General features: G+C 71.9%; 23 protein-coding genes and 1 pseudogene. 7 read left to right on the forward strand and 17 right to left on the reverse strand.

The genetic code is table 11. The features are described from left to right. Positions 1–21: 21 nt before the first annotated feature. Positions 22–2,097 (reverse strand): discoidin domain-containing protein, encoded by a 2,076-nt coding sequence (locus HHL19_RS29595; protein ID WP_240981940.1) that lies wholly within the window; start codon positions 2,095–2,097, stop codon positions 22–24. Between the two features lie 154 nt (positions 2,098–2,251). Further along, positions 2,252–2,845 (reverse strand): TetR/AcrR family transcriptional regulator, encoded by a 594-nt coding sequence (locus HHL19_RS29600; RefSeq protein WP_169093431.1) that lies wholly within the window; start codon positions 2,843–2,845, stop codon positions 2,252–2,254. A gap of 163 nt (positions 2,846–3,008) precedes the next feature. On the opposite strand from HHL19_RS29600, the gene HHL19_RS29605 reads away from it, so the two are divergent. After that, positions 3,009–3,752 (forward strand): DUF4352 domain-containing protein, encoded by a 744-nt coding sequence (locus tag HHL19_RS29605; RefSeq protein ID WP_169093432.1) that lies wholly within the window; start codon positions 3,009–3,011, stop codon positions 3,750–3,752. Between the two features lie 19 nt (positions 3,753–3,771). Continuing rightward, positions 3,772–5,418, forward strand: a complete 1,647-nt coding sequence (locus HHL19_RS29610; protein WP_240981941.1) for a hypothetical protein — start codon at positions 3,772–3,774, stop codon at positions 5,416–5,418. Positions 5,419–5,466: 48 nt separating this feature from the next. Here HHL19_RS29610 and HHL19_RS29615 read toward each other — a convergent pair whose 3' ends face one another. The 3 genes from HHL19_RS29615 to HHL19_RS29625 all read right to left on the reverse strand — a co-directional run bounded on the left by HHL19_RS29615 (position 5,467) and on the right by HHL19_RS29625 (position 6,793). After that, entirely contained in the window at positions 5,467–5,655 is a 189-nt protein-coding gene (locus HHL19_RS29615) for a DUF397 domain-containing protein (protein ID WP_169093433.1), read from the reverse strand. An 86-nt stretch (positions 5,656–5,741) separates the two neighbouring features. Then, complete coding sequence (locus tag HHL19_RS29620) at positions 5,742–5,930, reverse strand: DUF397 domain-containing protein (RefSeq protein WP_169093434.1); 189 nt, start codon at positions 5,928–5,930, stop codon at positions 5,742–5,744. Further along, positions 5,927–6,793, reverse strand: a complete 867-nt coding sequence (locus tag HHL19_RS29625; RefSeq protein WP_169093435.1) for a helix-turn-helix transcriptional regulator — start codon at positions 6,791–6,793, stop codon at positions 5,927–5,929. Before HHL19_RS29625 ends, HHL19_RS29620 begins: the two co-directional genes overlap by 4 nt. A 161-nt stretch (positions 6,794–6,954) precedes the next feature. On the opposite strand from HHL19_RS29625, the gene HHL19_RS29630 reads away from it, so the two are divergent. Together HHL19_RS29630 and HHL19_RS29635 are read left to right on the forward strand one after the other, a co-directional pair. Then, positions 6,955–7,485, forward strand: a complete 531-nt coding sequence (locus tag HHL19_RS29630) for an ATP-binding protein (RefSeq protein ID WP_240981942.1) — start codon at positions 6,955–6,957, stop codon at positions 7,483–7,485. A 61-nt stretch (positions 7,486–7,546) separates the two neighbouring features. Continuing rightward, complete coding sequence (locus HHL19_RS29635) at positions 7,547–8,584, forward strand: hypothetical protein (RefSeq protein ID WP_169093436.1); 1,038 nt, start codon at positions 7,547–7,549, stop codon at positions 8,582–8,584. On the opposite strand, the pseudogene HHL19_RS37830 reads toward HHL19_RS29635, so the two are convergent. The 3 genes and pseudogenes from HHL19_RS37830 to HHL19_RS29645 all read right to left on the reverse strand — a co-directional run bounded on the left by HHL19_RS37830 (position 8,541) and on the right by HHL19_RS29645 (position 10,906). Further along, a pseudogene (locus HHL19_RS37830) lies at positions 8,541–8,962 on the reverse strand (hypothetical protein). The gene HHL19_RS29635 and the pseudogene HHL19_RS37830 overlap by 44 nt on opposite strands. Positions 8,963–8,977: 15 nt before the next feature. Continuing rightward, complete coding sequence (locus HHL19_RS29640) at positions 8,978–9,649, reverse strand: GntR family transcriptional regulator (protein ID WP_169093437.1); 672 nt, start codon at positions 9,647–9,649, stop codon at positions 8,978–8,980. Positions 9,650–9,703: 54 nt separating this feature from the next. Continuing rightward, positions 9,704–10,906, reverse strand: coding sequence for a CoA transferase (locus tag HHL19_RS29645; RefSeq protein ID WP_169093438.1), 1,203 nt, complete (start codon positions 10,904–10,906; stop codon positions 9,704–9,706). A gap of 215 nt (positions 10,907–11,121) precedes the next feature. On the opposite strand from HHL19_RS29645, the gene HHL19_RS29650 reads away from it, so the two are divergent. Continuing rightward, positions 11,122–12,306 carry an acyl-CoA dehydrogenase family protein gene (locus HHL19_RS29650; protein WP_169093439.1) on the forward strand — a complete coding sequence of 395 codons (1,185 nt, stop codon included), beginning with the start codon at positions 11,122–11,124 and terminating at the stop codon, positions 12,304–12,306. Positions 12,307–12,354: 48 nt separating this feature from the next. On the opposite strand, the gene HHL19_RS29655 is transcribed toward HHL19_RS29650, so the two are convergent. Together HHL19_RS29655 and HHL19_RS29660 are read right to left on the reverse strand one after the other, a co-directional pair. Then, a complete protein-coding gene (locus tag HHL19_RS29655; RefSeq protein ID WP_169093440.1) occupies positions 12,355–12,858 on the reverse strand; it encodes an FBP domain-containing protein in 504 nt (167 codons plus the stop codon). A gap of 112 nt (positions 12,859–12,970) precedes the next feature. After that, positions 12,971–14,197 carry a DUF6777 domain-containing protein gene (locus HHL19_RS29660; protein ID WP_169093441.1) on the reverse strand — a complete coding sequence of 409 codons (1,227 nt, stop codon included), beginning with the start codon at positions 14,195–14,197 and terminating at the stop codon, positions 12,971–12,973. 414 nt (positions 14,198–14,611) lie between these two features. Between HHL19_RS29660 and HHL19_RS29670 the strand changes: the two genes are divergently transcribed. Then, positions 14,612–16,189, forward strand: a complete 1,578-nt coding sequence (locus HHL19_RS29670; protein ID WP_169093442.1) for an NAD(P)/FAD-dependent oxidoreductase — start codon at positions 14,612–14,614, stop codon at positions 16,187–16,189. Positions 16,190–16,350: 161 nt separating this feature from the next. Beyond that, entirely contained in the window at positions 16,351–17,154 is an 804-nt protein-coding gene (locus tag HHL19_RS29675) for a hypothetical protein (protein WP_169093443.1), read from the forward strand. On the opposite strand, the gene ehuA is transcribed toward HHL19_RS29675, so the two are convergent. The 7 genes from ehuA to HHL19_RS29710 form a co-directional block, all read right to left on the reverse strand. Next, positions 17,147–17,941: an ectoine/hydroxyectoine ABC transporter ATP-binding protein EhuA gene (ehuA, locus tag HHL19_RS29680; RefSeq protein WP_169093444.1), complete on the reverse strand. Its 795-nt coding sequence runs from the start codon at positions 17,939–17,941 to the stop codon at positions 17,147–17,149. The genes HHL19_RS29675 and ehuA overlap by 8 nt on opposite strands. Further along, positions 17,931–18,575 (reverse strand): ectoine/hydroxyectoine ABC transporter permease subunit EhuD, encoded by a 645-nt coding sequence (ehuD, locus tag HHL19_RS29685; protein WP_169093445.1) that lies wholly within the window; start codon positions 18,573–18,575, stop codon positions 17,931–17,933. The genes ehuA and ehuD overlap by 11 nt, the downstream gene beginning before the upstream one ends. Then, positions 18,575–19,252, reverse strand: coding sequence for an ectoine/hydroxyectoine ABC transporter permease subunit EhuC (gene ehuC / locus HHL19_RS29690; protein ID WP_169093472.1), 678 nt, complete (start codon positions 19,250–19,252; stop codon positions 18,575–18,577). The genes ehuD and ehuC overlap by 1 nt, the downstream gene beginning before the upstream one ends. 11 nt (positions 19,253–19,263) lie before the next feature. Further along, complete coding sequence (gene ehuB, locus HHL19_RS29695) at positions 19,264–20,154, reverse strand: ectoine/hydroxyectoine ABC transporter substrate-binding protein EhuB (protein ID WP_169093446.1); 891 nt, start codon at positions 20,152–20,154, stop codon at positions 19,264–19,266. A gap of 41 nt (positions 20,155–20,195) precedes the next feature. Continuing rightward, a complete protein-coding gene (gene thpD / locus HHL19_RS29700; protein WP_169093447.1) occupies positions 20,196–21,095 on the reverse strand; it encodes an ectoine hydroxylase in 900 nt (299 codons plus the stop codon). A 52-nt stretch (positions 21,096–21,147) separates the two neighbouring features. Further along, a complete protein-coding gene (locus tag HHL19_RS29705) occupies positions 21,148–21,558 on the reverse strand; it encodes an ectoine synthase (RefSeq protein ID WP_169093448.1) in 411 nt (136 codons plus the stop codon). Positions 21,559–21,584: 26 nt separating this feature from the next. After that, positions 21,585–21,979 (reverse strand): aminotransferase class III-fold pyridoxal phosphate-dependent enzyme (locus tag HHL19_RS29710; RefSeq protein ID WP_169093449.1); only part of this gene is annotated, 395 nt, incomplete at its 5' end.

Genomic DNA, 21,979 nt, shown 5'->3' on the forward strand with positions numbered 1-21,979 from the left:
AGGTGCGGGCCCGGGCCCCGCTCAGGAGCGCGTAACCGCGACCTCATACAGCGAGTACCCCCACTGCGTGGCCCGCCGCTCCCCGTGCACCCGCACGTACCGCGCCGGCGTCGACGCGAACTCGGCCGTGTCGAACCCCCCGTCCCCGGCGGCCGTCGACCACACCGACCGCCAGTTCTCCCCGTCCTCGGAGACCTCGATCCGGTACTGCCGGGCGTACGCCCGCTCCCAGTCCAGCGTCACCCGCCCGACCCGCCGGACCTCGCCGAGGTCCACCCGGAGCCACTGGTCGTCCGACCAGTCGCTGGCCCAGCGCGTACCGGTGTCGCCGTCGAAGGCGCGCCCGGAGGCGTAGCTGACGAACGGGTTCCACTCGGTGCTGCTCGCCGAAGTCGGCACGCCGGCCGCGAGGTTGACCCCCGGCTCGTGCCGCTCCGTCGCCCGCCAGGTCCGCAGGTAGGACTCGGCGCCGAGCGCCAGGTCGTCGATGACGTCAGGACCGCCCGGGGTGAGCCGGATCTGCTCGATCCAGTCCGGGACGAGACCGGCGTGCGCGGCCCCGTCCGTGTTGAGGTCCCAGGTCCGCTCGCCGGTCACCTGACGGTCGAGGACCGTGCCGCCGTCGAAGCTGCGGTACGGGTACGTGACCGCGTTCGGCGCGTCCGTGCCGACCGGTCCCGGCCAGCCGCCGACGCCGTTCATGTCGGTGCCGTAGCCGAGGCCGACGCCGTACTTCTCGCGCAGCTCGGCCTTCCCGTTCGCCTCGCCGATGAAGCCCTGCGCGGCGTGCATGTACGGCGCCGTGAACCCGCCCAGCTTGTAGAGCCGTTCGGTCCAGTCGAGGTCCATCCAGCTGTGCGTGGACAGGACGCCCGGGTACTCCTCGGCCTCCAGCATGTCGAGGGCCCGGCCGGCCGCCTTCACGCTCATGTGGTCGAGCTCCAGCATCATGCCCCGGTCCATCATGCCCCGCAGCGCGTACTCGCCGAGCCGGGTCAGTCCGCGGGTGTTGCAGCGGGCGTCGGAGGCGTAACCGGGCACGCTCACCCCGGCGGGCAGCTTCTCCGCCATCGCGGCGGGCGCGACGAGCCCGATCGGGTTGTCCTGCTGCGGTCCGGCGCACTTCTCGGTCGACCAGAAGGTGCCGGTGGAAAGGAACTGGCCGATGTTGACCGCCACACCGGTCGTCCCGCTGTCGAAGCGGACGCCGCAGAGCGCGTTGTCGAACTTGTGGCACAGGAACATGCTGCGCACGCCGAGCTGGTAGAGCTCGTCCAGGCCGCGGTCGATGTCGGCCTTGTCGCACTGGGCGACGTCGAGGATCTGCTTGCAGCCGAACGGCTCCGAGGTCTCCACGCCGAGGACGACGGCGAGCTTGCCCTGCTCGATCACCGAGCGGGCCTGGTCGGCGCTGGTGACGATGCGGAACCAGCCCTTGCCCGGGCCGCCGAACATCGAGTCGACGTAGTCCTGCATCTCATAGGTCTTGCGGGCCTCCAGGCGGATGGCCTCCATCTCGTCGCAGCCGCGGTCCCGGGGCATGATCGAGCACAACAGCCCGTTGGAGACCAGGTCGTTGACGAGCACGCGCTGACCGCCCCGCCACGCCCGCTCCAGCCAGGCGTAGTAGTTCTGCTGGTGCGTCAGCGAGTTGTGCGCCGGCCAGTCGGCGAAGGTCGGCCAGCCGTCCGGGTCGTGCTTGCCGTTCGCCCCGCCCGTCAGGTTCTCGAAGAGGGCGCCCGAGCCGTCCGGATAGTGCTCGGGACAGTCCTTCAGGGCGTCGGCCGCCCCGGCGGTGGAGAAGGGCTTGCCGCAGATCAGCCGGCCGCCGAAGCCCTCGTTGGACATCACGTGGTTGTGCGCGTCGACGAAGCCGCGCACCCGCCCCTGGGCGTCGGTGCCGGTGAACGGCGCGCCCGTGGCGTTGATCTGCGAATCGGGCGCCGGCCGCGCCGCCGGCTCCCACCACGACGGACCGGCGGCGGGGACCGGCGCGGCACCGAAGAGCACGGCCGCGAGCGCGAGGAAGAGGGACACGAGGCCGAGGCGGCGCGTCCGGGTCGTACGTGGGGACATCCAGGTCGTACGTGGGGACATGGTCGGGAAGCCTCCGGTCGGTGGGGGTGTACCGGGCGCCCCGAGGATCGCGGTGTTGAAGGACCGAGTCAAGAGTCCAGGACAAACGACCTACTGGTGAGTTCGGGTTTTCCCGGGAGCGGCCTTGAGGCAGCTCCGCGGGGACTCCCCGGGCTCACCCCTCGATCAGCAGAACCAGCTGATCGGCAGTCAACTCCAGCTGCTCCTCGGCGGCTTGCTCGTCCCCGAGTACCAGGTACTGGAGCGTCATCCCGTCCACCGCCGCCGCGAGGTGCCGGGCCAGCGTCGGCACCGGGACCTTCGGCTCGGACCCGCGTACCGCCCCCACCTGCTCCACCAGCGCCGTCGCGGACCGTACGTACTGCTCGTACTGGGCCCGCGCCAGGTGCTCGAACCCCGGCTCGCGCAGCGCGTACTGCGTGAGGTCGTACGTCAGCAGGTGGTGCTCCGGATGCGCGGTGACGTCCTCCCAGTACGTGCGCAGCGCCGCCCGTACCGTCTCGCGCAGCGTCGCCCGGGGCTCGACCGCCCGCATCACCCGCGCCACGTAGTCGCCGATGATCGTCTCGATGGCCGCCTCCAGGAGCGCCTGCTTGGAGTCGAAGCAGTAGTGGAAGACGCTCAGCGAGACCCCGGCCTCGGCGGAGATGGACCGGGTGGTGGTCCTGGCCACCCCGTCCCTGCTCATCGCCCTGATCGCCGCCTCGACCAGCTGCCGGCGTCGCTCCGCCGACGGCATCCGCGCCATGCTTCCTCCTCGGGTCCGGGCGTCAGGGTATCCACGTCGGCCCCCGGCCGCGTCGAGCGGACTTCGGCGGAAAACAGATCCTGCCGCGCACCCGATCGCGATGATGCCCCCCAACCAGTCCCGCCCCCTTCCGGACGGGCCCGCATCCGAGGAGCCTTCTGTCATGATCCCGCCCAGACCCACCGACGAACCCACCCTTCCCACCCCGCCCGTCCCCGTACCCGCCAGACCCGGCCCCTCCCGCCGCACCGCCGTCCTGGTCGCCGTCTGGACCGTCCTCGTCGCCGGCGTGTCCTCCGGCATCACCGCCGCCTTGGTCGGAGGCGGCAGCGGCGACGTCGAGGACGGCGCCGCGCCCGTGGTCAGCCCGTCGATATGGCAGGACACCCGCACGTACCCGGCCGATCCCCCGCTGGAGCCGGAGACGGTCCCCAGCCCGACACCGGCCACCAAGGACTTCGCCGTGGGGGAGAAGGCGAAGAGCGGCGGCGCGACGGTCGTCGTCAAGAAGGTCGGTGAGGCCGCGACGGTGACGCTCTACGACTTCGACTCGGACAAGATCCTCAAGGCCGGTACGGGAGCGAAGTTCGCGATCCTGGAGACGACCGTCCAGAACGACGGCACCGACTCCTTCGACCCCGTGTGCGGCGGCGGGATCTCGCAGGGTCTCGTCGACGCCGAGGGGCGGAAGTTCGACGCCATCAAGGAGTTGTTCCTGGTCAAGGCCAATCAGAAGGCGGAAGCCTGCGGCGAGGAACTGCAGCCCGGGTTCAAGCGGGACGCCGTCTTCGTCTACAAGATCCCCGCCGACGCGAGCCCGGCCGAGTGGACGTTCTCCGGCTCCCAGGGCATGACCGAGGGCGACCTGACCACCGTGCGGCTCGCAGCCGGCGCCACGTCCGGCTGACGCCTCGAAAGGACCGTTCATGGAACCTCGCGGCTACCGCATGGTCGTGTCGACGGGACAGGACTTCGTCACGACGTCCGCCCACGTCGAGGAACAGCTCTACGCCTGGCTCGAAGGCAAACGCTATGACACGTCGGCGCTCGACGAGGGGCGCAACGAGATCGCCGCGAACGTGACCCTCGACCAGGACTCGTCGTCCGGTCAGCGCGGCGCGTACACCCGCTGGCGGATGCGCGAGACCGTCTCGCCGCAGATGGGGATCTGGCAGTCGACGCTCGTCGTCCGCGCGGACCTCCAGGACGACCAGCGTCGCACCTGGATCCAGGTCGACGTCGAGAACCGGCCTTCCCTTCCCGGACGGCCCCCGAAGGCCGCGAACACCCCTGGCATCGCGCGTCTGCTCCTGGACGCGCTCGACGCCAGGGACGGCCTGGCCGAGGTGAAGGCGAAACCGACCTTCATCGAGCCGGAGGACGTACCGGAGGTCATCGAGGAGCTGTGCGACACCGAGCGCAGGCTGCCGATCGTCGTGGCCAGCGTCCCCTACGGCACGGACGCGGACGACTGGGCGGAGGCCACGGTCGAGAAGGCGTTCCAGCACCTCCCCGGCCTCGCCACGCTGTACGTCCTGTCCCCCGAGGCCCAGCCGGCGTTCAACGACGTGCTCGGATTCCACCCGGTGTTCGGCGGCGGAATCCGTACGTACCTCCCGGGCGTCGACCCCGCGTGGAAGCCGGACGCCCAGCGGCACCCCGTGATGTCCAGGAGGACGATCGAGGCCGACATGCACAGGGCCGGGAAGACCCTCGCCGCGCTGCCGCAGCGCCAGGCCCAGCGCCACCCGCTCCCGGAGGCCCTCGCCTCGCTGCCCATCCTGCGCACCCGGCCGCGCCCCCAGACGTCCGGCTCGGAGGTCGAGCGGTTGACGAGCGACAACGCGACGCTCCGGGAGATGCTGAACGAGGCCGGCGAGACCGAGATCGCCCAGGCGAAGAGGATCAGCGACCTCAACACGGACCTCGACACCGCAGATCTCACCGCGGACCAGCTCCGTGGGGAGAACGAGGAGCTGTACGACCAGTTCCAGGCAGCCCAGCGGCAGGTGCGCTTCCTCCAGGAGCGGCTGGCGGAGGCGGGACAGTACGAGCTCGCGTACGCGGCCTCCGCCGCGCCGGACATCGACTACCCCGAGACCTTCTCCGATCTCCTCGACCGGTTCGGTGAGCTTCCGCGTCTGCGCTTCACCGGAAAGGAGAAGACCACGCGCGACCTCGACAGCCAGTCCGTGGACAGCTGGCTCCAGGTGGCGTGGGACGGCCTCCTCGCGCTCGACCACTTCGCCGGGGCATCGGCCAAGGGGGAGGCCAGCGGTGACTTCCTCAGCTGGTGCAAGGGGGAGGACTCCCGGACCCATCCGTTCCCGGCGGCGAAGGTGGCGATGCGGGAGTCGGACCGGGTCGCCCAGGACGACAAGATGAGCAAGCAGCGGATGCTGCCGGTACCGAAAGAGGTGGACAAGAACGAGGTCGTCTTCATGCAGGCCCACCTGAAGATCGGCCTGGGCAACACGGTCGCCCCCCGGCTGCACTTCTACGACGACACGCCTCGCACCGGACTGGTGTACGTCGGCTATCTCGGCCCGCACCTCCGGAACACCAGGACCTGAGCCGGGCCCGGCGGCGGACGTCTCGCCCGCCGCCGGGCGGCGCACCGCTCAGCCGTTCGCCGCGAAGGACACGAACTGTCCCCACCCCTCGCGGCCGACCGCGAGGGAGGGAAGGCGGACGTCCTTGGAGTCCCGGACGTGAACGGCCTGCCCGGCGACGGCGACCTCGACGCAGCTGTCGCCCTGGGTGCCGCTGTAGCTGGACTTGAACCAGGCGAGTTCCTTGGTGGCGGTCATAGCTCTCCTCGCAGTCGCTCCAGCAGGCCCCGGAATTCCTGGGGTTGAGAGCCTGCAAGCATACGGCGCGTGGTCGGGTGGGTCCGCTACTTCTCCGAGGCGAAGGATACGAACCGTCCCCAGCCCTCGCGGCCGACCGCGAGGGCTGGGCGGCGGACGTCCTTGGAGTCCCGGACGTGAACGGCCTGCCCGGCGACGGCGACCTCGACGCAGTCGTCGCCCTGGCTGCCGCTGTAGCTGGACTTGAACCAGGCGAGTTCCTTCGTGACGGTCATAGCTCTCCTCGCAGTCGCTCCAGCAGGCCCCGGGATTCCTTGGGGTTGAGGGCCTGCGAGCGCAGTGTGTCATAGCGCTGGTAGAGCAGTCTCACCTCTTTCGGGTCCGTGATGAGGCGCCCGTTCTGCTGCCCCTCGGAGTAGCCGAACCGCCTTCCGTCCGGGACTTCGAGGAGTCGTACCGCCCCGTCCAGGCAGGCGTGCAGTCCCGCGTCCAGCGGTACGACTTGCAGCGTCACGTTACGGGAAGCGCTGGCTTCCAGGACGTGGTCCAGGAGCTCCCGCATGTCATCCGCGCTGCCGAACCGGCGCCGGAAGACGTGCTCCTCCACGATGAAGCTGAACGGAACCGTCGGCCGTTCCGTCAGCATCCGCTGCCTCTTCTGTCGGGCGACGAGCTGGGTCTCCAGCTTTCGGTCCGTCAGCAACGGGATTGTGCCCTCGAACACGGCCCTGGCGTACGTCTCCGACTGCAACAGGCCCGGTACGAGCCGGCACTCGTACGTGCACAGGCTGACCGCGACCTTCTCCAGACGGGCCCACCGCCGGAACCACACCGCCAACCCCGCCTCGGCGCGGGAGAGGAACGGCGCGGCCCTCCGCAGCGCACCGGTGTTCCCGAGGGCCGTGTCGCCCCGGTCGACGAACGTCTCGTCCGGCATCCGCCGCCCCAACTCCACGGACTCCACCGTGTGTGTGGAGAACTGGACCATCTTCGCGAACTCGGCCCGGCTGAGTCCGTAGTGCTCGCGCAGGGCCTGGACGACCGCGCCGAACGTCCGCAGACTGTCCGACGGGTCGGGCTCGCGCTCCCCGTCGGACGTCTGCTCCGGCTCTTCGCCCTCGATCTCGACGGTGCTCATACGGCGCCCACCTCCACGTGCACCCGCGGCTGCTGCCGCGGTCGGCCTACTCAGCGTGACGGCGCGGAGCTCGTACTGTCCACCCTGGGTGCCCGTACGCTGACGACGCGTACGGGGTGCGGCTCTCGCGCGTCGCCCCGCGCGCCCGCCACTGTGGCCTCATGAACCAGACGACACCTCAACTGCTGCCACCCGTACGCATGTTCAGTCAGCAGATCTCGCCGACTCGGCGCGGCGCCCGCCTGGCCCGGCTCCTGACGCTGACGGAGCTTCACTTCTGGGGTGCCCCGCAGGACATCACGGAGCGTGCCGAGCAGGTGGTGGCGGAGCTCGCCGCGAACGCCGTGCTCCACGGAGCGGTACCGGGCCGGGACTTCCGCCTCGGACTCGCGCTGGACACGGCCGCCGGCACCCTCCGCATCGAGGTGACCGACGCGCGCGGCGACCGCCTGCCCGTGGTGACGGGGGAGGGGGAGGGCGGCAGGGGCCTGCCTCTGGTGGCGGCTCTCACCGAAGGCTGCTGGGGAGTGGTCCCGTACCCGCCCAGCGGCAAGACGGTCTGGGCGGTGCTCGCCCCTCCGGAGACCCGAAAGAGTGACGTCGTTTCGACCGATCCGGCGGTGACTGCGTGTCAGACTGGACTTACGACGAGTCACCGGTGCGCGAACACCGATGACCTCGCCATGCCATGAGACGAAAACCCCCGCGATGCGCGAACATCCGGGGGCACGACACCAGGAGCGACCACTCCCGATGCAGATCCATCGTATCCCGATCCATGACCGCGAGTTCTTCATGATGGCGAACAAGGCCATCCAGGACCGGCGCATGTCGCACACCGCCCGAGGCATCCTCGCGCTCGTCATCTCCCTCCCCAGCGGGATCCAGGAGAACGTGCGCACCCTCTCCGACGACTACCCGCAGGGCCGGAGTTCGGTCGCGGCCGCCGTCGCGGAGCTGCGCAGGCTCGGCTACTGGGTGACCGAGACGCTGCGCGACCCGGAGACACAGCAGATCTTCTCCACGGTCGACGTGTACGAACTCCCCACGCTCCGGGACATGGAGCCGGTTCCCACCCGTCCGGTCACCGGCCCCGTGGCCACCGGGGACCCGGGAACGTCCCCATTCGGGGAGAAGGACCTGGGAAAGGACGGGGGAAAGACCCCTCCCTCCCCTCCCGCGCGGGAGCTCGCTGAGCAGCCGGAAGACGAGCCAGGGAGGGAGGCGAGCATGGCACCGAGGAAGGACCCGGGGATCAGGCCGACGGAGCCGAAGGAGCCGACGGAGCCGACGGATCCGGCGCGGCCGACCGCGCAGCCCGAGCCCACCCCCGCCTTCGCCGCCACCCCCGAACCCGCCCGCATCCTGCGGCGCCTGGAGGCGATCGACCCCCGACTCCGCCTGTCGGACCGCCAGATCGCCCGGCTGGCCCCGCCCGTCGCCGACTGGCTCGAACGCGGTGCCACGACCGCCGAGATCACCGACGCCCTCACCCAGGGACTCCCTCAGAAGCTCTACTCCGCCGCGGCCGTGATCGCCGACCGCCTCGACCGCAAGCGCCCCGCCCGGAAACGCCGCTGGAAGACCTACGCCGACTGCGACAACGGCTGCGGCGGACTTCTCCCCGCCGACCAGGACTCCGGCATCTGCGCGATCTGCGCAGGCGTCCAGCCACCACCCGCCCAAGCACCCGCTTCCCGCCCACAGAAGCCCAGCGGCCCCTTGTCCCCGCGAGGCTTCGCCGCCTTCAGGGCAGCCCGACAAGCCCTCCTTCAGCAACCCTCCGCCTGACCATGTTCCAGGCATCGTCCTCGCCCCGATGGTGACGCTTCTCCAGGGGAGTCCCACGTGGGCGAGCGCCTGGGCCATGCCGGGGCGGCGGCGCAGGCCGTGCGCCTCGGTGAAGACGGCCTTGGCGTTGGTGTGCAGCCGCCCGAAGGGGTGCGCGGCGTCCGCCGTCGCGCACTGCCGCTCGAACTGCTTGCGGTCGTAGTCGCCCCAGCTCGCCCACGGGCGGGTAGCGGCGGCGTGGTCGCGGGCCAGGATCCGGCAGGCGGTCGCGAAGTCGACGCCGGTGTCGACCTCGGCCTGCGTGAGGGTCAGCCCGATCTCGATGATCTCGCTGACCGCCCCGGCTGGCGGGGCCGGGCGGGACGGAGGCACCCGGATTTCCGCCGTGCCGCCTCAGTCCTCCCGCGGGGCCAGTACGGCGCGCAGGGCCGCCACCGCGTGGGCGCGGTGGTCGTCGAGCCACCGGAGGACGTTGGCCTTGTCGTCCTGGAGGATGCCGTCGAGGACGGCCCGGTGTTCGTGGACGGCCTGGGCGCGGTGCGCGGGGTCGGTGTAGTACAAGGAGCGGTAGGCGTCCGTGGAGTCCCACAGGGTGGTGATCATGCGGACCAGTCGGGGCATCCCGCACCCCTCGATGAGGGCGAAGTGGAAGCGGCGGTTGGCCTCGGCCATCGCCGCCACGTCCCCCGCCTTCGCCGCGCGTTCGACCTCGCGCTGGATGCCGGCTAGGGCTTCGTGGAAGCCGTCCGGGCGCAGGGTCAGCGCCCGGTCGACCGCCTCCGTCTCCAGGAGGGCGCGGATCCGGTAGATCTCCTCAAGGTCCGTGAGGGACAGCTGGGCGACGAAGTAGCCGCGGTGGACGTGATGGACGACCAGACCCTCGGCCTCCAGGGCCTTGAGGGCCTCCCGCAGCGGGACGCGGCTGACCTGCAGTCGGGCGGCGAGGGCGTCCTGCCGTATCGGCGCGCCGGGGCGGAGCTCACCGCTGGTGATGGCACCCCGCAGCTCCTCCAGGACGAACTGCTGGGCCGTCTGGGGCCGTCGCCTCTCCACCGCTCCGCTCATCGATCCGACCTTTCCCTGCCGTTGCTCGTGTGACCGTCGTCATCTTGCTACGGATCACAGACCCGCGTTCGAGTTGTCCACAGGCCTGATTCCGGCCACGATCTCGTCGGTGTGCTCGCCGAGCCGAGGGGGAGCGGAGCGGTACGAGGGCGGGGTGGCGCCGAACCGGACCGGGTGCGCCACCTGCCCGGGACCGGCGGCCCCCTCGGGGACGCGGGCGCCGAGCCCCAGCCGGTCGGCGAGAGCGAAGGCCCCGGCCAGGTCGTTGATCGGGCCGCAGGGCACGCCGGCCGCGGTCAGCTCCTCGAACCAGGCGTCCGCCGTACGCGAGGACAGCGTCGCGGAGAGTTCCGCCGTCAGCTCCTCGCGGTGGGCGACGCGCGCCGTGTTCGTGGCGAAGCGGTGGTCCACGGCCAGTTCCCGACGGCCGAGCCGCTCGCAGAGGGCCCGGAACTGGCGGTCGTTGCCCACGGCCAGGACCAGCGGCCGGTCCTGCGCCTCGTAGACCTCGTACGGGGTGATGCTCGGGTGCCGGTTGCCCATCGCCCGCGGCACGACACCGGCGCCGAGGTGCGCGGCGGCCTGGTTGGTGAGGGCGGAGAGCAGCGAACCGAGCAGCGACACCTCCACCCGCTGGCCCTCCCCGGTCCGCTCCCGGTGCCGCAGCGCCGCGAGGACCCCGAAACCGGCGTGCAGCCCGGTGATGACGTCGACGAGCGCGACCCCCGCCTTCGTCCCCTGTCCGCCCGGCTCCCCGGTGACGCTCATCAGACCGCCCATCGCCTGCACGAGCAGGTCGTACCCGGGCAGCGCGGCACCGCCGTCCGCCCCGAACCCGGTCACCGAGCAGTACACGAGACCCGGATTGGTCCGGCGTACCTCCTCGAACCCCAGGCCCAGCTTCTCCATCGTGCCCGGCCGGAAGTTCTCCACCAGCACGTCGGCCCGGTCGACGATCGCCCGCGCCGCCGCCCGGCCCTCCGGGTCCGCCAGGTCGAGGGCGACCGACCGCTTGTTGCGGTTCACCCCCAGGAAGTACGTCGCCTGCCCGTCCGCGAACGGTGGACCCCACGCCCGCGTGTCGTCCCCGCTCCCCGGCCGCTCGATCTTGATCACATCGGCACCCAGGTCCGCGAGGAGCATCGTCATGTACGGCCCCGCGAGCACCCGCCCGAAGTCGGCGACGACGACGCCCGACAGAGCACCGGCCGGGGCGTCGGCCCCGGGCTCGCCCCCGGCGGGATGGTCCCTGTGCATTCCGCGCTCCCTCCGTGGCGACATCGGATCCAAGCTCTCGGATCCTGGATCCAAGCTTTCGGATCCTGGATCCAGGACATTGGAGATTGGATCCAATCGGGACCGTAGGACCCGGAGATCGGATTTTCAATACTGGATCCAAAATCCAATCTGCCGCTACGCTTCGGCTCGCCACGCCGAGCACGACCCTCGTCACAGCCGCCAGGAGGCCGCCCGTGAAGTCCTCGCCGTCCACCGCCACCCACCCCCTCGCCCTCCTCGCCGTCGACGGCCTGCTGAGCGCGGAGGAGCGCGAGATCCGTGCCACCGTCCGCGCCGCCGCCGACCGCGAGCTGCGCCCGCACATCGCCGGCTGGTTCGAGAAGGGCGAGATCCCGGCACGTGAACTGGCGCGTACGCTCGGCGGGTTGGGTGTGCTGGGGATGCACCTGGAGGGTTACGGCTGCGCGGGGACGAACTCCGTCGCGTACGGCCTCGCCTGTATGGAGCTGGAGGCCGTCGACTCCGGGCTGCGCTCGCTCGTCTCCGTTCAGGGCTCGCTCGCGATGTACGCGATCTGGAAGTTCGGATCCGAGGAGCAGAAGCAGCGGTGGCTGCCGAAGATGGCGGCGGGTGAGTACATCGGCTGCTTCGGGCTCACCGAGCCCGACGCCGGCTCCGACCCGGGCGCCATGCGGACCAACGCCAAGCGGGACGGTTCCGACTGGATCCTCAACGGCACCAAGATGTGGATCACCAACGGCTCCGTCGCGGACGTCGCCGTCGTCTGGGCCCGCACCGAGGAAGGCGTCCGAGGCTTCCTCGTCCCCGCCGGCACCCCCGGCTTCAGCGCCCCCGAGATCAAGATGAAGCTGTCGCTGCGGGCCAGCGTCACCGCCGAGCTCGTCCTGGAGGACGTCCGGCTCCCCGCCGACGCGATGCTGCCCGAGGCCCGCGGCCTCTCCGGCCCGCTCGGCTGCCTCAACGAGGCCCGCTTCGGCATCGTGTTCGGCGCCCTCGGCGCCGCCCGAGACTGCCTGGAGACCGCGATCTCCTACGCGCAGGACCGGACCGTCTTCGCCCGCTCCCTCGCCTCCTACCAGCTCACCCAGCAGAAGCTCGCGGACATGGCCGTCGAGCTCGGCAAGGGCATGCTGCTCGCCCTCCACCTCGGCCGGCTCAAGGACGCCGGCGAGCTGACGCCCGAGCAGATCAGCGTGGGCAAGCTGAACAACGTGCGCGAGGCCATCGCCATCGCCCGCGAGTGCCGGACCATCCTCGGCGCCAACGGCATCACCCTCGAATACCCGGTGCTGCGCCACGCCAACAACCTGGAGTCCGTCCTCACCTACGAGGGCACCAGCGAGGTCCACTCCCTCGTCATCGGCAAGGCGCTCACCGGCGAGCAGGCCTTCCGCTGAACCCAGTGAGGGTTCGGCAGGGGCGGCCCGGCCGGGCCGCCCCTGGGCTCAGCCCGCGGTCACGCGCGCGAGGAACCCGTCCAGGTTCTCCATGGCACGCGCCACCCGCTCCGGCACCGTGAGGGTCTCCTCGTGGCGCACCCCGCGCAGCTTGGGGGCGCGCTTGCCGCGCAGGTAGAGGGAGCACGCCAGGTCGGCGCAGACGTAGATGCCGACCGTGTTCCCCTCCCGGCCGCGCGCCCCGGCCAGCGGGGCCGCCAGCAGCGTCACGCCCGAGGAGGCGTGCCCGGTCAGACAGATCTGGCACATGCTCGTCTTCACCGCGCTCGTCCGGCCCGCCGCCGGCACTCGCAGGGACACCCCGAGCGGCCCGTCCTCACGGCGCACCACCAGGTGCGCCCGGAGCGGCGCGCCCGGGTCCACCCACCCCAGGAAGTCCAGGTGCTCCCAGGGCGTCTCGGCGAAGTCCAGCGGCAGCTTCAGCCGCGCGGCGTCACCCTTCGTCGCGTTCACGAACGACGAACGGATCTCTTTCTCAGTCAACGGTTCCACTCGTTGGACCGTACACGGATACCCGTCGGGCCGGCATCTGGATATTGGGTGCTGGATCTTGGATCTCGGCTATCGGATCCAAATGGTGGATCCAGAATTTTGGATCCACCGCTCAGGCCACCCATTCCGGCAGCCTGCCGAACCGGCCCTCCGGCGGCGAGGCCGAGGAGGCCGAGGAGGCCGACGAGGCAGTGGAGGCCGAGGACGACGACGGCCCGTCGGTCCCGTCCGTCGTCGTGGCGGTGCCACCCGTGGTCGTGGTGGTCGTGGTGGTCGAGGTCGCCGTGTCGTCCGTCGTACCGCCGTTCGGAGAGGTGTCGGGACTGTCGGACGGCGAGTCCGAGGGGGAATCCGACGGCGTCTCGGACGACGGCGACGTGGTGTCGGTCGAAGGGGCGGGCGTCGACGGGGTGGGCGTCGTCTGCGTCGGCGAGAGCGTCGACGGGCACGGCGACGGCGTCACGCCGTCCTGCGGCGTCGGCGTCTCGTCGCCGGTCACCGTCACGCACGGCGTCGGCGAGGTCGGCGACGTGGACGACGTCGACGGAGACGGGGAGGTGGTCGTCGGCGTGGGCTTGGGCGGCGGCGGGGTCGGCTTGTCGTGCCGCCCGGTGTCGCCGTGCTTCCGCGCGAACCAGGAGTCCCGCTCGGGGTCGTACACCACGAACACGTTCACCACCGTCACCGACGGCGCCACGACCACGACCTGCGAGGAGTTGTACCCCTGCCACGGCGTGCCGGTCGTCTTCGGCCGCTGCTGGGCCACCGGCTCGGTCAGCGGGTTCCCGCAGGCGCAGCGCACCCTCGGCACGCCCCGGCTGTCGACGAGGACCGCGGTCCCCGCCTGGAGGACCGCCTGGTACGTGGTGGCGGCGCCGTCCTTGTAGCCGTGGTTCGTCACCCGGGTGTCCACCCGGAGCTGGAGCGGCGTCAGGGAACGCAGGTAGCCGGGGACCTCGTTCGCCTGGAGCCCGAGCACCGAGGCGAAGGCCGTGTTCTTGTCGGGCTCCGCGGCCAGATAGCGCACCTGCTGCTCCACGTTGCAGCTCGCCACCTTCTGCGTACCGCCGTACAGGCCGGCCGTGGAGCCCGAGACCTGCGGGGTGGCGCTCTCCGCCGTGCCGGTACGCGGGGGCAGCGAGGCCGCGCCGGACGAACTGTCCGTGCGGGCGGTCGAGGCGGTGAACGGGTCGGGGCCGGAGGCGGAGGTGTTCTGCAGGAAGACCTCCCCGCCGCCGGAGCCGGCCGTGTCGCCCTTGTCGTCCGACCGGCCGACGAGCAGCACGGTCAGCGCGGCGGCCGCGACGACGACGGCCGTCAGCGAGGCGACCTTCGGCACGGACCGCCACCACGGCGTACCCCCGCCGCCCTTCCCACCACCCGGCTCGGCGCCACCCCCGCCCCCACCGCCTGCACCCCCGCCGCCACCGCCACCGCCCCCGCCGCCACCGGAGCCGTCGCCGGGCGGTGCGGGCGGGGCCGGGGGACCGGCGACGCCGGGGCGGGTGGCCGCGCCGGAGAGCGGCCCCGAGGGCGGGCCCGTGGGCGGACCGGAGGGAGGGGCCGACGGAGGGCCGGACGGCGGCGGCGGTTGGGAAGTCACGTTTTTCCCTTTCTTCCGTTCGGCGCCATTCTGAGCGCCGAGCACCCACTCCGCACCCGCACCCGTGCCGGACCGCGGACCCGGACCGTCCCGCGCGAACCTGCGGGCACGGCCTCTGGTCGCCGCCGCGGGCCCGTGCTACGAAGGGGCATGCGCGCAGCTCAGGAGTTCTCCCGGGACGTGTACGACGCCGTGGTCGTCGGCGGTGGCCACAACGGCCTCGTCGCCGCCGCCTATCTCGCCCGCGCGGGCCGCTCCGTCCTCGTCCTGGAGCGGCTCGGGCGCACGGGCGGCGCGGCGATCTCCACCCGCCCGTTCGCCGGGGTCGACGCCCGCCTCTCCCGCTACTCCTACCTGGTGTCCCTGCTGCCCGACACCATCGTCCGCGAGCTCGGGCTGCGCTTCGCCGTACGGAAGCGGACGGTCTCCTCGTACACGCCGGTGGTGCGCGGCGGGCGGCCCACCGGGCTGCTGGTCGGCGGGGACCGTACCCGCGACTCCTTCTCGGCCCTGACGGGTTCGGAGCGCGAGTACGAGGCGTGGGAGGCGTTCTACGGCCGGATCCGACGGGCGGCCGGGCGGATCTTCCCCACGCTGACCGGACCGCTGCCGACCCGGGCCGAACTACGGGCGGCGGTCGACGACGACGCCACCTGGCGGATGCTGTTCGAGGAGCCGATCGGCGCCGCGATCGAGGAGCACTTCGCCGACGACCTGGTCCGCGGGGTCGTCCTGACCGACGCCCTCATCGGCACCTTCGCCGGCGCCCACGATCCGTCGCTGGCGCAGAACCGCTGCTTCCTCTACCACGTCATCGGCGGCGGCACCGGCGACTGGGACGTCCCCGTCGGCGGCATGGGCGCCCTGACCGACGCGCTCGTCGACGCGGCCCGCAGCGCGGGCGCGGAGCTCGTCACCGGCCATGAGGCGATCCGGATCGACACGGACGGCGAGACGGCGGAGGTCGCCTTCCGCACCCGGGACGGCGAGGGGACGGTCGCCGCCCGCCAGGTGCTCGTGAACGCCTCGCCGCAGGCCCTCGCCGGCCTCCTCGGCGAGGCGCCGCCCGCCCCGGCGGAAGGCGCCCAGCTCAAGGTCAACATGCTGCTGCGCCGCCTGCCGCGGCTGCGCGACCGCACGGTCGACCCGCTCCAGGCCTTCGCCGGGACCTTCCACATCGCCGAGGGCTACGGCCAGCTGGAGGCCGCCTACGCCCAGGCCGCGGCCGGCCGGCTGCCCGAGGCGCCGCCCTCCGAGATCTACTGCCACTCCCTGACCGACCCGTCGGTCCTCGGCCCCGCGCTCGCCGACCGGGGCTACCAGACCCTGACCCTCTTCGGCCTCCACACCCCCGCCCGGCTCTTCCCCGCCGACGCAGCCACCGACACCGCCCACGACGCCACCCGCGACGCCCTCCTCAAGGCCACCCTCGCCGAACTCGACGCCCACCTGGACGAGCCGATCGCCGACTGCCTCGCCGTCGACGAGGACGGGAGGCCCTGCATCGAGGCCAAGACCCCGAGGGACCTGGAGCGCGACCTCCGCCTCCCGGGCGGCCACATCTTCCACCGCGACCTGTCCTTCCCGTACGCGGACGGCACGACGGGACGCTGGGGCGTGGAGACCGCCCACCCGAACGTGCTGCTGTGCGGCGCGGGCGCGGTACGCGGCGGCGGAGTGAGCGGCATCCCCGGCCACAACGCGGCGATGGCGGCGCTGGGCCGCTGACGGGCCGTGCCGAACGGCGCCACGTTGCCGGAGGCCGGTACCCACGGGGGCGCCAGGCTGCTGGAGCCGTACATGCCAGGTGATCGCCGTTCCGTGGCTCAATATGGTCGGTCCGGGACCGCGGGAGGCGGGCCCGGGCGTCGCTAGGGAGGGCGACACGGATGGCGACGAACACCACGGAGAACACGGGATTCCCGGAGACGAACCGGCGCAGGATCGCCCGGGGCCATCGTGGGTGGGGACTGCTCTGCGTACTGCTCGGGCTACTGGCCCTGGGCGGCGCGGTGGGCCTCGGCGCGATGCTTCCCGAACGGATCGACGCCGAACGGGCCTACCTCGACGCCGTGCCCTGCGCGGCCGGGGAGCGGGCGACGGCCGCCGACGCGGACTGTCTGCGCACGGTACGGGGCACGGTGGAGTCCGTCGAGAAGGTGACCTCCGGGAAGGCCCGGTTCCTGCGGGTGAGCCTGCGTCCCCCGGTGGCGGCCCCGCTGGACCGGCCGCTGGAGCTGAGCACGAGGGGCGAGCTGTCGGAGGTCCTCGGGCCCGGGGACGAGGTGACGGTCACCCTCTGGCGGGACCTGCGCGTCTCCGCCCACCATGCCGGCCGCAGCGAGGACGTCGACGCGCGGCCGGACAGCGAGGTGGGGCCCCTCGTCGGGCTCGCCGCCGCCTGCGCCTGGCTGGCCGCGGTCGCCTTCACCGGCGCGTACGGCGGTGAGCGGCGCGCCCGCGGTATCGCGAGCGGCCGGCCCGTGCAGGCGAAGGTCGGCTTCGGCTTCGCGAAGCTCGGCGGCATCCTGGGCGTCCCGTTCCTCCTGGGCATCGTCGTCGGGAAGATCTGGGACGGCTGGACGACGGTCCTCGTCACGGCGGGCGTCACGGCGCTGATCGCCGTCCAGGCCACGGTCTTCGCCCTCCGGGTCGACCGCCCGCAGACCCGGAGGCGGGGCCGCGTCACATGATCGACCGCAGGAAGGCCCGCGTCCGCTCGTGCTCCGGCGCGTCGAACAGGCCCTCCGGCGGGCCCGACTCGACGACGTGACCGCCGTCGAACATCAGGACGCGGTCCGAGATGTCGCGGGCGAAGCCCATCTCGTGCGTGACGCAGAGCATGGTGATGTCGGTGCTGTCGGCGACGTCCCGCAGGACGTCCAGGACCTCCGCCACCAGCTCGGGGTCGAGGGCCGAGGTCACCTCGTCCAGCAACAGCAGCTCCGGGCGCATCGCGAGCGCGCGGGCGATGGCGACGCGCTGCTGCTGGCCGCCGGAGAGCCTGGTCGGGTGGGCGTCCTCCTTGTCGGCGAGGCCGACGAGGCCGAGGAGGTCCCGGGCGCGGGCGGCGGCCTCGTCGCCGTCGAGACCCAGGACGTGCCGGGGCGCCTCCATGACGTTCGCCAGGACGCTCATGTGCGGGAAGAGGTTGAACTGCTGGAACACCATGCCGATGCGGCGGCGGCGCGGGGCGAGGTAGCGCTCGTCCGCCGGGACGAGCGCGCCACCGGGGCCGGACGGCATGTGCGAGAACGGTTCGCCGTCGACGTGGACGACGCCTTCCGTGACCCGTTCCAGCGTCATCAGCAGCCGCAGGATGGTCGTCTTCCCCGAGCCGCTCGGGCCGATCAGGGTCACCCGCTCGCCGGGCGCGACCGTCAGGTCCAGTCCGTCGAGGACCGTGACGTCCCCGAATCGCTTCGTCACCCGGTCGAACCGGACCTTCTCCGCTCCGGCGGGAGCGTACTCACGGGGCAAGGCGGGCCTCCAGTCGGCGCACGAGCAGGGACGTCGGCCAGCTCGCCAGCAGGAAGACGGCGGCGGCCAGGGTGAAGCTCTCCAGATAGGCGAAGTGGGTGCTGCCGAAGGTGCTCGCCTCGTGCACCATCTCGTTCACCGTGATGACCGACAGGAACGGCGTCTCCTTGAACATGGAGACCGCGTAGTTGCCGAGCGCCGGAAGCACCTTCCGTACGGCCTGAGGCAGCACCACCGCCCGCCACACCCGCCGGCGCGGCAGCGACAGCGCCGTACAGGCCTCCCACTGCCCCTTCGGTACGGCGTCGATGCCGGCGCGGTACACCTCGGACAGGTACGTGGCGTAATGCAGGCCCAGGACCAGGACGCCCAGCGTGAGCGGGTCCAGGCCAGGCACCAGCACCCAGGCCGCGAAGAGCTGCACCATCACCGGCGTCGAGCGCACGAACGCGGCCGGCGCGCCCACGGCGAGGGCGAGCCACCGGCCGCCCGAGCGCTGGAGCAGCGCGATGGCGAGCCCGGCGACGACCGCGACGGCGAAGCCGAGCACGGTCGCCAGCAGGGTGACCCCGAAACCGGACAGGACGACGGGCAGCGCTGCCCGCGCCGCCTCCATGTCCCACATGCCTCCCATCAGGCACCACCGCCCGTGACGCCGAGGCGCGCTTTCGCACGCCGCTCCAGGGCGTCCATCCCGGCCCCCAGGAGCGCGGCGAGCGCGAAGTACAGCAGGAGCAGCAGCAGATACGCGGCGGCCGTGCCGCCCGTCGCCGACCGCAGCTGGTCGATCGTGAAGGTCAGGTCGGCGACCGTCACCAGGGACAGCAGCGGGGTCGCCTTCAGGAGCTGGATCAGGAGGTTCTTGAAGGGCGGCACCATCAGCGGGTACGCCTGCGGCAGCACGATCCGCCGCAGCCGCAGGCCCGGCCCCATGCCCAGGGCGATCGCCGCCTCGGTCTGCGCGGCGGGCACGGCCGCGATCGCGCCGCGCACCACCTCCGCCCCGTACGCCCCGTAGTTGAGGCCGAAGGCGAGCACCCCGCAGGCCATCGGCTCCAGCCGGAAGCCGAGCATCGGCAGCGCGAAGAAGAGCCAGAACAGCTGGACGTACAGCGAAGTGCCGCGCAGGAACTCGACGGTGACGCGGGTGGCGCCGCGCACGACGAGGAAGCGGGAGCGGGAGGCGAGGCCCAGGGCGAAGGCGACGAGCAGCGCGAGGGCCGCGCCGAGCGCCGTGGCCTCCAGGGTGACCAGCAGTCCCTGTCCGATCGCCGGGAGGGCCCGGCCCAGCTCGGACAGGAACACGGCCATGCCGGATTCGGTCATCCCGCGCACAGCTCCGCGGTGCGCAGGGTGCTCGGCGGTACTTCGCGCTCGGTGAAGCCGTACTTCCCGATCAGCTTCACGTAGCGGGCCGGGTCGCCGGTGATCCGGGCCAGCTCGCGGTCGAACGCCTCCCGCAGCGAGACCGCGCCCTGCCGGAAGACCGCCCCGCCGGGGCTGTACTGCCGCACCCCGTCGACGACCGGTACGAACGGCTCCAGGACCTCCACGGCCTTGCCCTCGTTGGTGCGGGCGAGCCAGCGCAGCGAGATGCCGGTGAGGGCGAAGGCGTCGATCCGGCCTGCGAGCAGGGCGTCGAGGCCGTCCTGCTGCTTGGCGAGCGACACCAGGGCCCCGTCCCCGACGCCCGCCGCCTTCGCGTACCCGCTCTCCACGGCGGCCGTCAGGACGCCGACACGGGCGTTCTTCGCCGCGCAGGAGGCGAGGTCGCTCAGGCCCTTCGGGTTGCCCTTGCGGACCATGAGCGCGGTGGGGGAGACGAACTCCGGCTCGGAGAAGGCGACTTTGGCGCAGCGTTCGGGGGTGATGGCCATGCCGGCGCTGACGACGTCGAATCGTCCGGCGAGCAGTCCGGGGATGAGGGCGCCGAACTCGGTGAGGGTGGGCTTGAGTTCGGGTATGCCGAGGGCGGTGAAGATCTCCCGGTGGAGGGTGGGTGCCTCGCCGGCGAGTTCGCCGCCGTCCTGGAAGCCGTACGGTGCCTCGCCGGCGAAGCCGACCCGGACGTGGCCCTGCTTCCGCAGCTTCTCCAGCAGGTCCGCGTCCCCGCCGGGCGCGCCCGTGCCGGCCTCCGTGCGCGAGCAGGCGGCCAGCAGGCCGGGCACGGCGAGGGCGCCGAGCAGGTGTCTGCGGGAGAGGTGCGTGGTCATGTGCGTCCTTTCGCAGGGGGGGGGCGGGGCAGGAAGGAGGGTCAGCCGATCGGCGTGGTGTCCCGGGCGGCGATGTAGGAGGGTCGGCGGACGGGGGCGGCGAAGGGCAGTTCGGGTGCGTTTTCGACGCTGTTGAAGACGAGGAAGACGTTGCTGCGGGGGAAGGGGGTGATGTTGTCGCCGGAGCCGTGCATGGCGTTGCAGTCGAACCAGACGGCGGATCCGGCGTCGCCGGTGAAGTGTTCGATTCCGCAGGCTTCGGCGAAGGTGGTGAGTGCCTTGCGTGAGGGGGTGCCGGCGTCCTGCATCTGCAGGGATCGCTTGTAGTTGTCCTTGGGGGTCTCGCCGGCGCAGCCGAGGAAGGTGCGGTGGGAGCCGGGCATGATCATGAGGCTGCCGTTGGTGGTGAAGTTCGGGGTCAGTGCGATCGACACCGAGACGGTGCGCATCAGGGGGAGTCCGTCTTCGGCGTGCCAGGTCTCGAAGTCGGAGTGCCAGTAGAAGCCGCTGGCGCCGAAGCCGGGCTTGACGTTGATCCGTGATTGGTGGATGTAGACGTCGGAGCCGAGGATCTGTCGGGCGCGGTCGACGAGTCGGGGGTCGGTGGCGAGGCGGGCGAAGACCTCGCTGATCCGGTGGACTTCGAAGACGGAGCGGATTTCCTGGGAGCGGGGTTCGACGATGGCCCGTTCGTCGTTGCGGAGTTCGGGGTCGGTGACCAGGCGGTCGAGTTCCGCGCGGAGTTCGGTGACCTCTTCGGGGGTGACGAGGGCGTCGACGGCGAAGAAGCCGTTGCGCTCGTAGTCCTCGAGTTCGCGCGGCCAGAACGGGCCGGGCGTGCCCTCCTCGGACCAGACGACGGGTTCCTTGCGGTAGACGAGGGCTTCCTCGGTGCCGCGGGTGGGGTACGGGTCGACGGGGCGGGCGGGGGCGGTGGTCATCGCGGTGCGGGCCTTTCTCGTACGTACGGGGGAGGGGCGGTCGATCGGGGGGTCAGGCGTCGCCCGCCTCGGGCTCGGTCAGCAGCGGGTAGACGCCGTTCTCGTCGTGGTCCTCGCGGCCGGTCACCGGCGGGTTGAAGACGCACAGGCAGCGGAAGTCCTCCTTGACCCGGAGGCTGTGCCGCTCGTGGCCGTCGAGGAGGTACATCGTGCCGGGGGTGATCGTGTACGTCGTCCCGGTCTCGTGGTCGGTCAGTTCGGCCTCGCCGGCGGTGCAGACGACCGCCTCGACGTGGTTCGCGTACCACATGGCGGTCTCGGTCCCGGCGTACAGGACGGTCTCGTGGAGGGAGAAGCCGACGCGCTCGCGGGCGAGGACGATGCGCTTGCTCTCCCAGGTGCCGGAGGCGGACCTCACGTGCCGCTCGGTGTTCTCCAGCTCGGCGAAGGTGCGGACGATCATGGGGAGTTGTCCTTCTCTCGGGGGTCTCAGGCGGTGTGGCGGACGGCGCGGGCGAGGATGCCGAGGCCCTCGTCGAGCTCGTCGTCGCTGACGGTCAGCGGCGGCAGCAGCTTGACGACCTCGTCGCGCGGACCCGACGTCTCGATGAGCAGGCCCAGTTCGAAGGCGCGCCGGCACACCGCGCGGGCCCGCTCCCCGTCCTCGAACTCCAGGCCCCACACGAGCCCCCGGCCGCGCGGCACGGCCACCGGCCCGAGCTCGCCGAGCGCCGCCTCGACGGTGGCGGCCCGCCGCAGGGTGCGGTCGCGGAGGGTGGAGTCGCGCCAGTAGGTGTCGAGGGCGGCGGTGGCGGTGACGAAGGCGGGGTTGTTGCCGCGGAAGGTGCCGTTGTGTTCGCCGGGCTGCCATACGTCGAGTTCGT

The organism is Streptomyces sp. R302, assembly GCF_012927245.1.
Classification (GTDB): Bacteria; Actinomycetota; Actinomycetes; order Streptomycetales; family Streptomycetaceae; genus Streptomyces.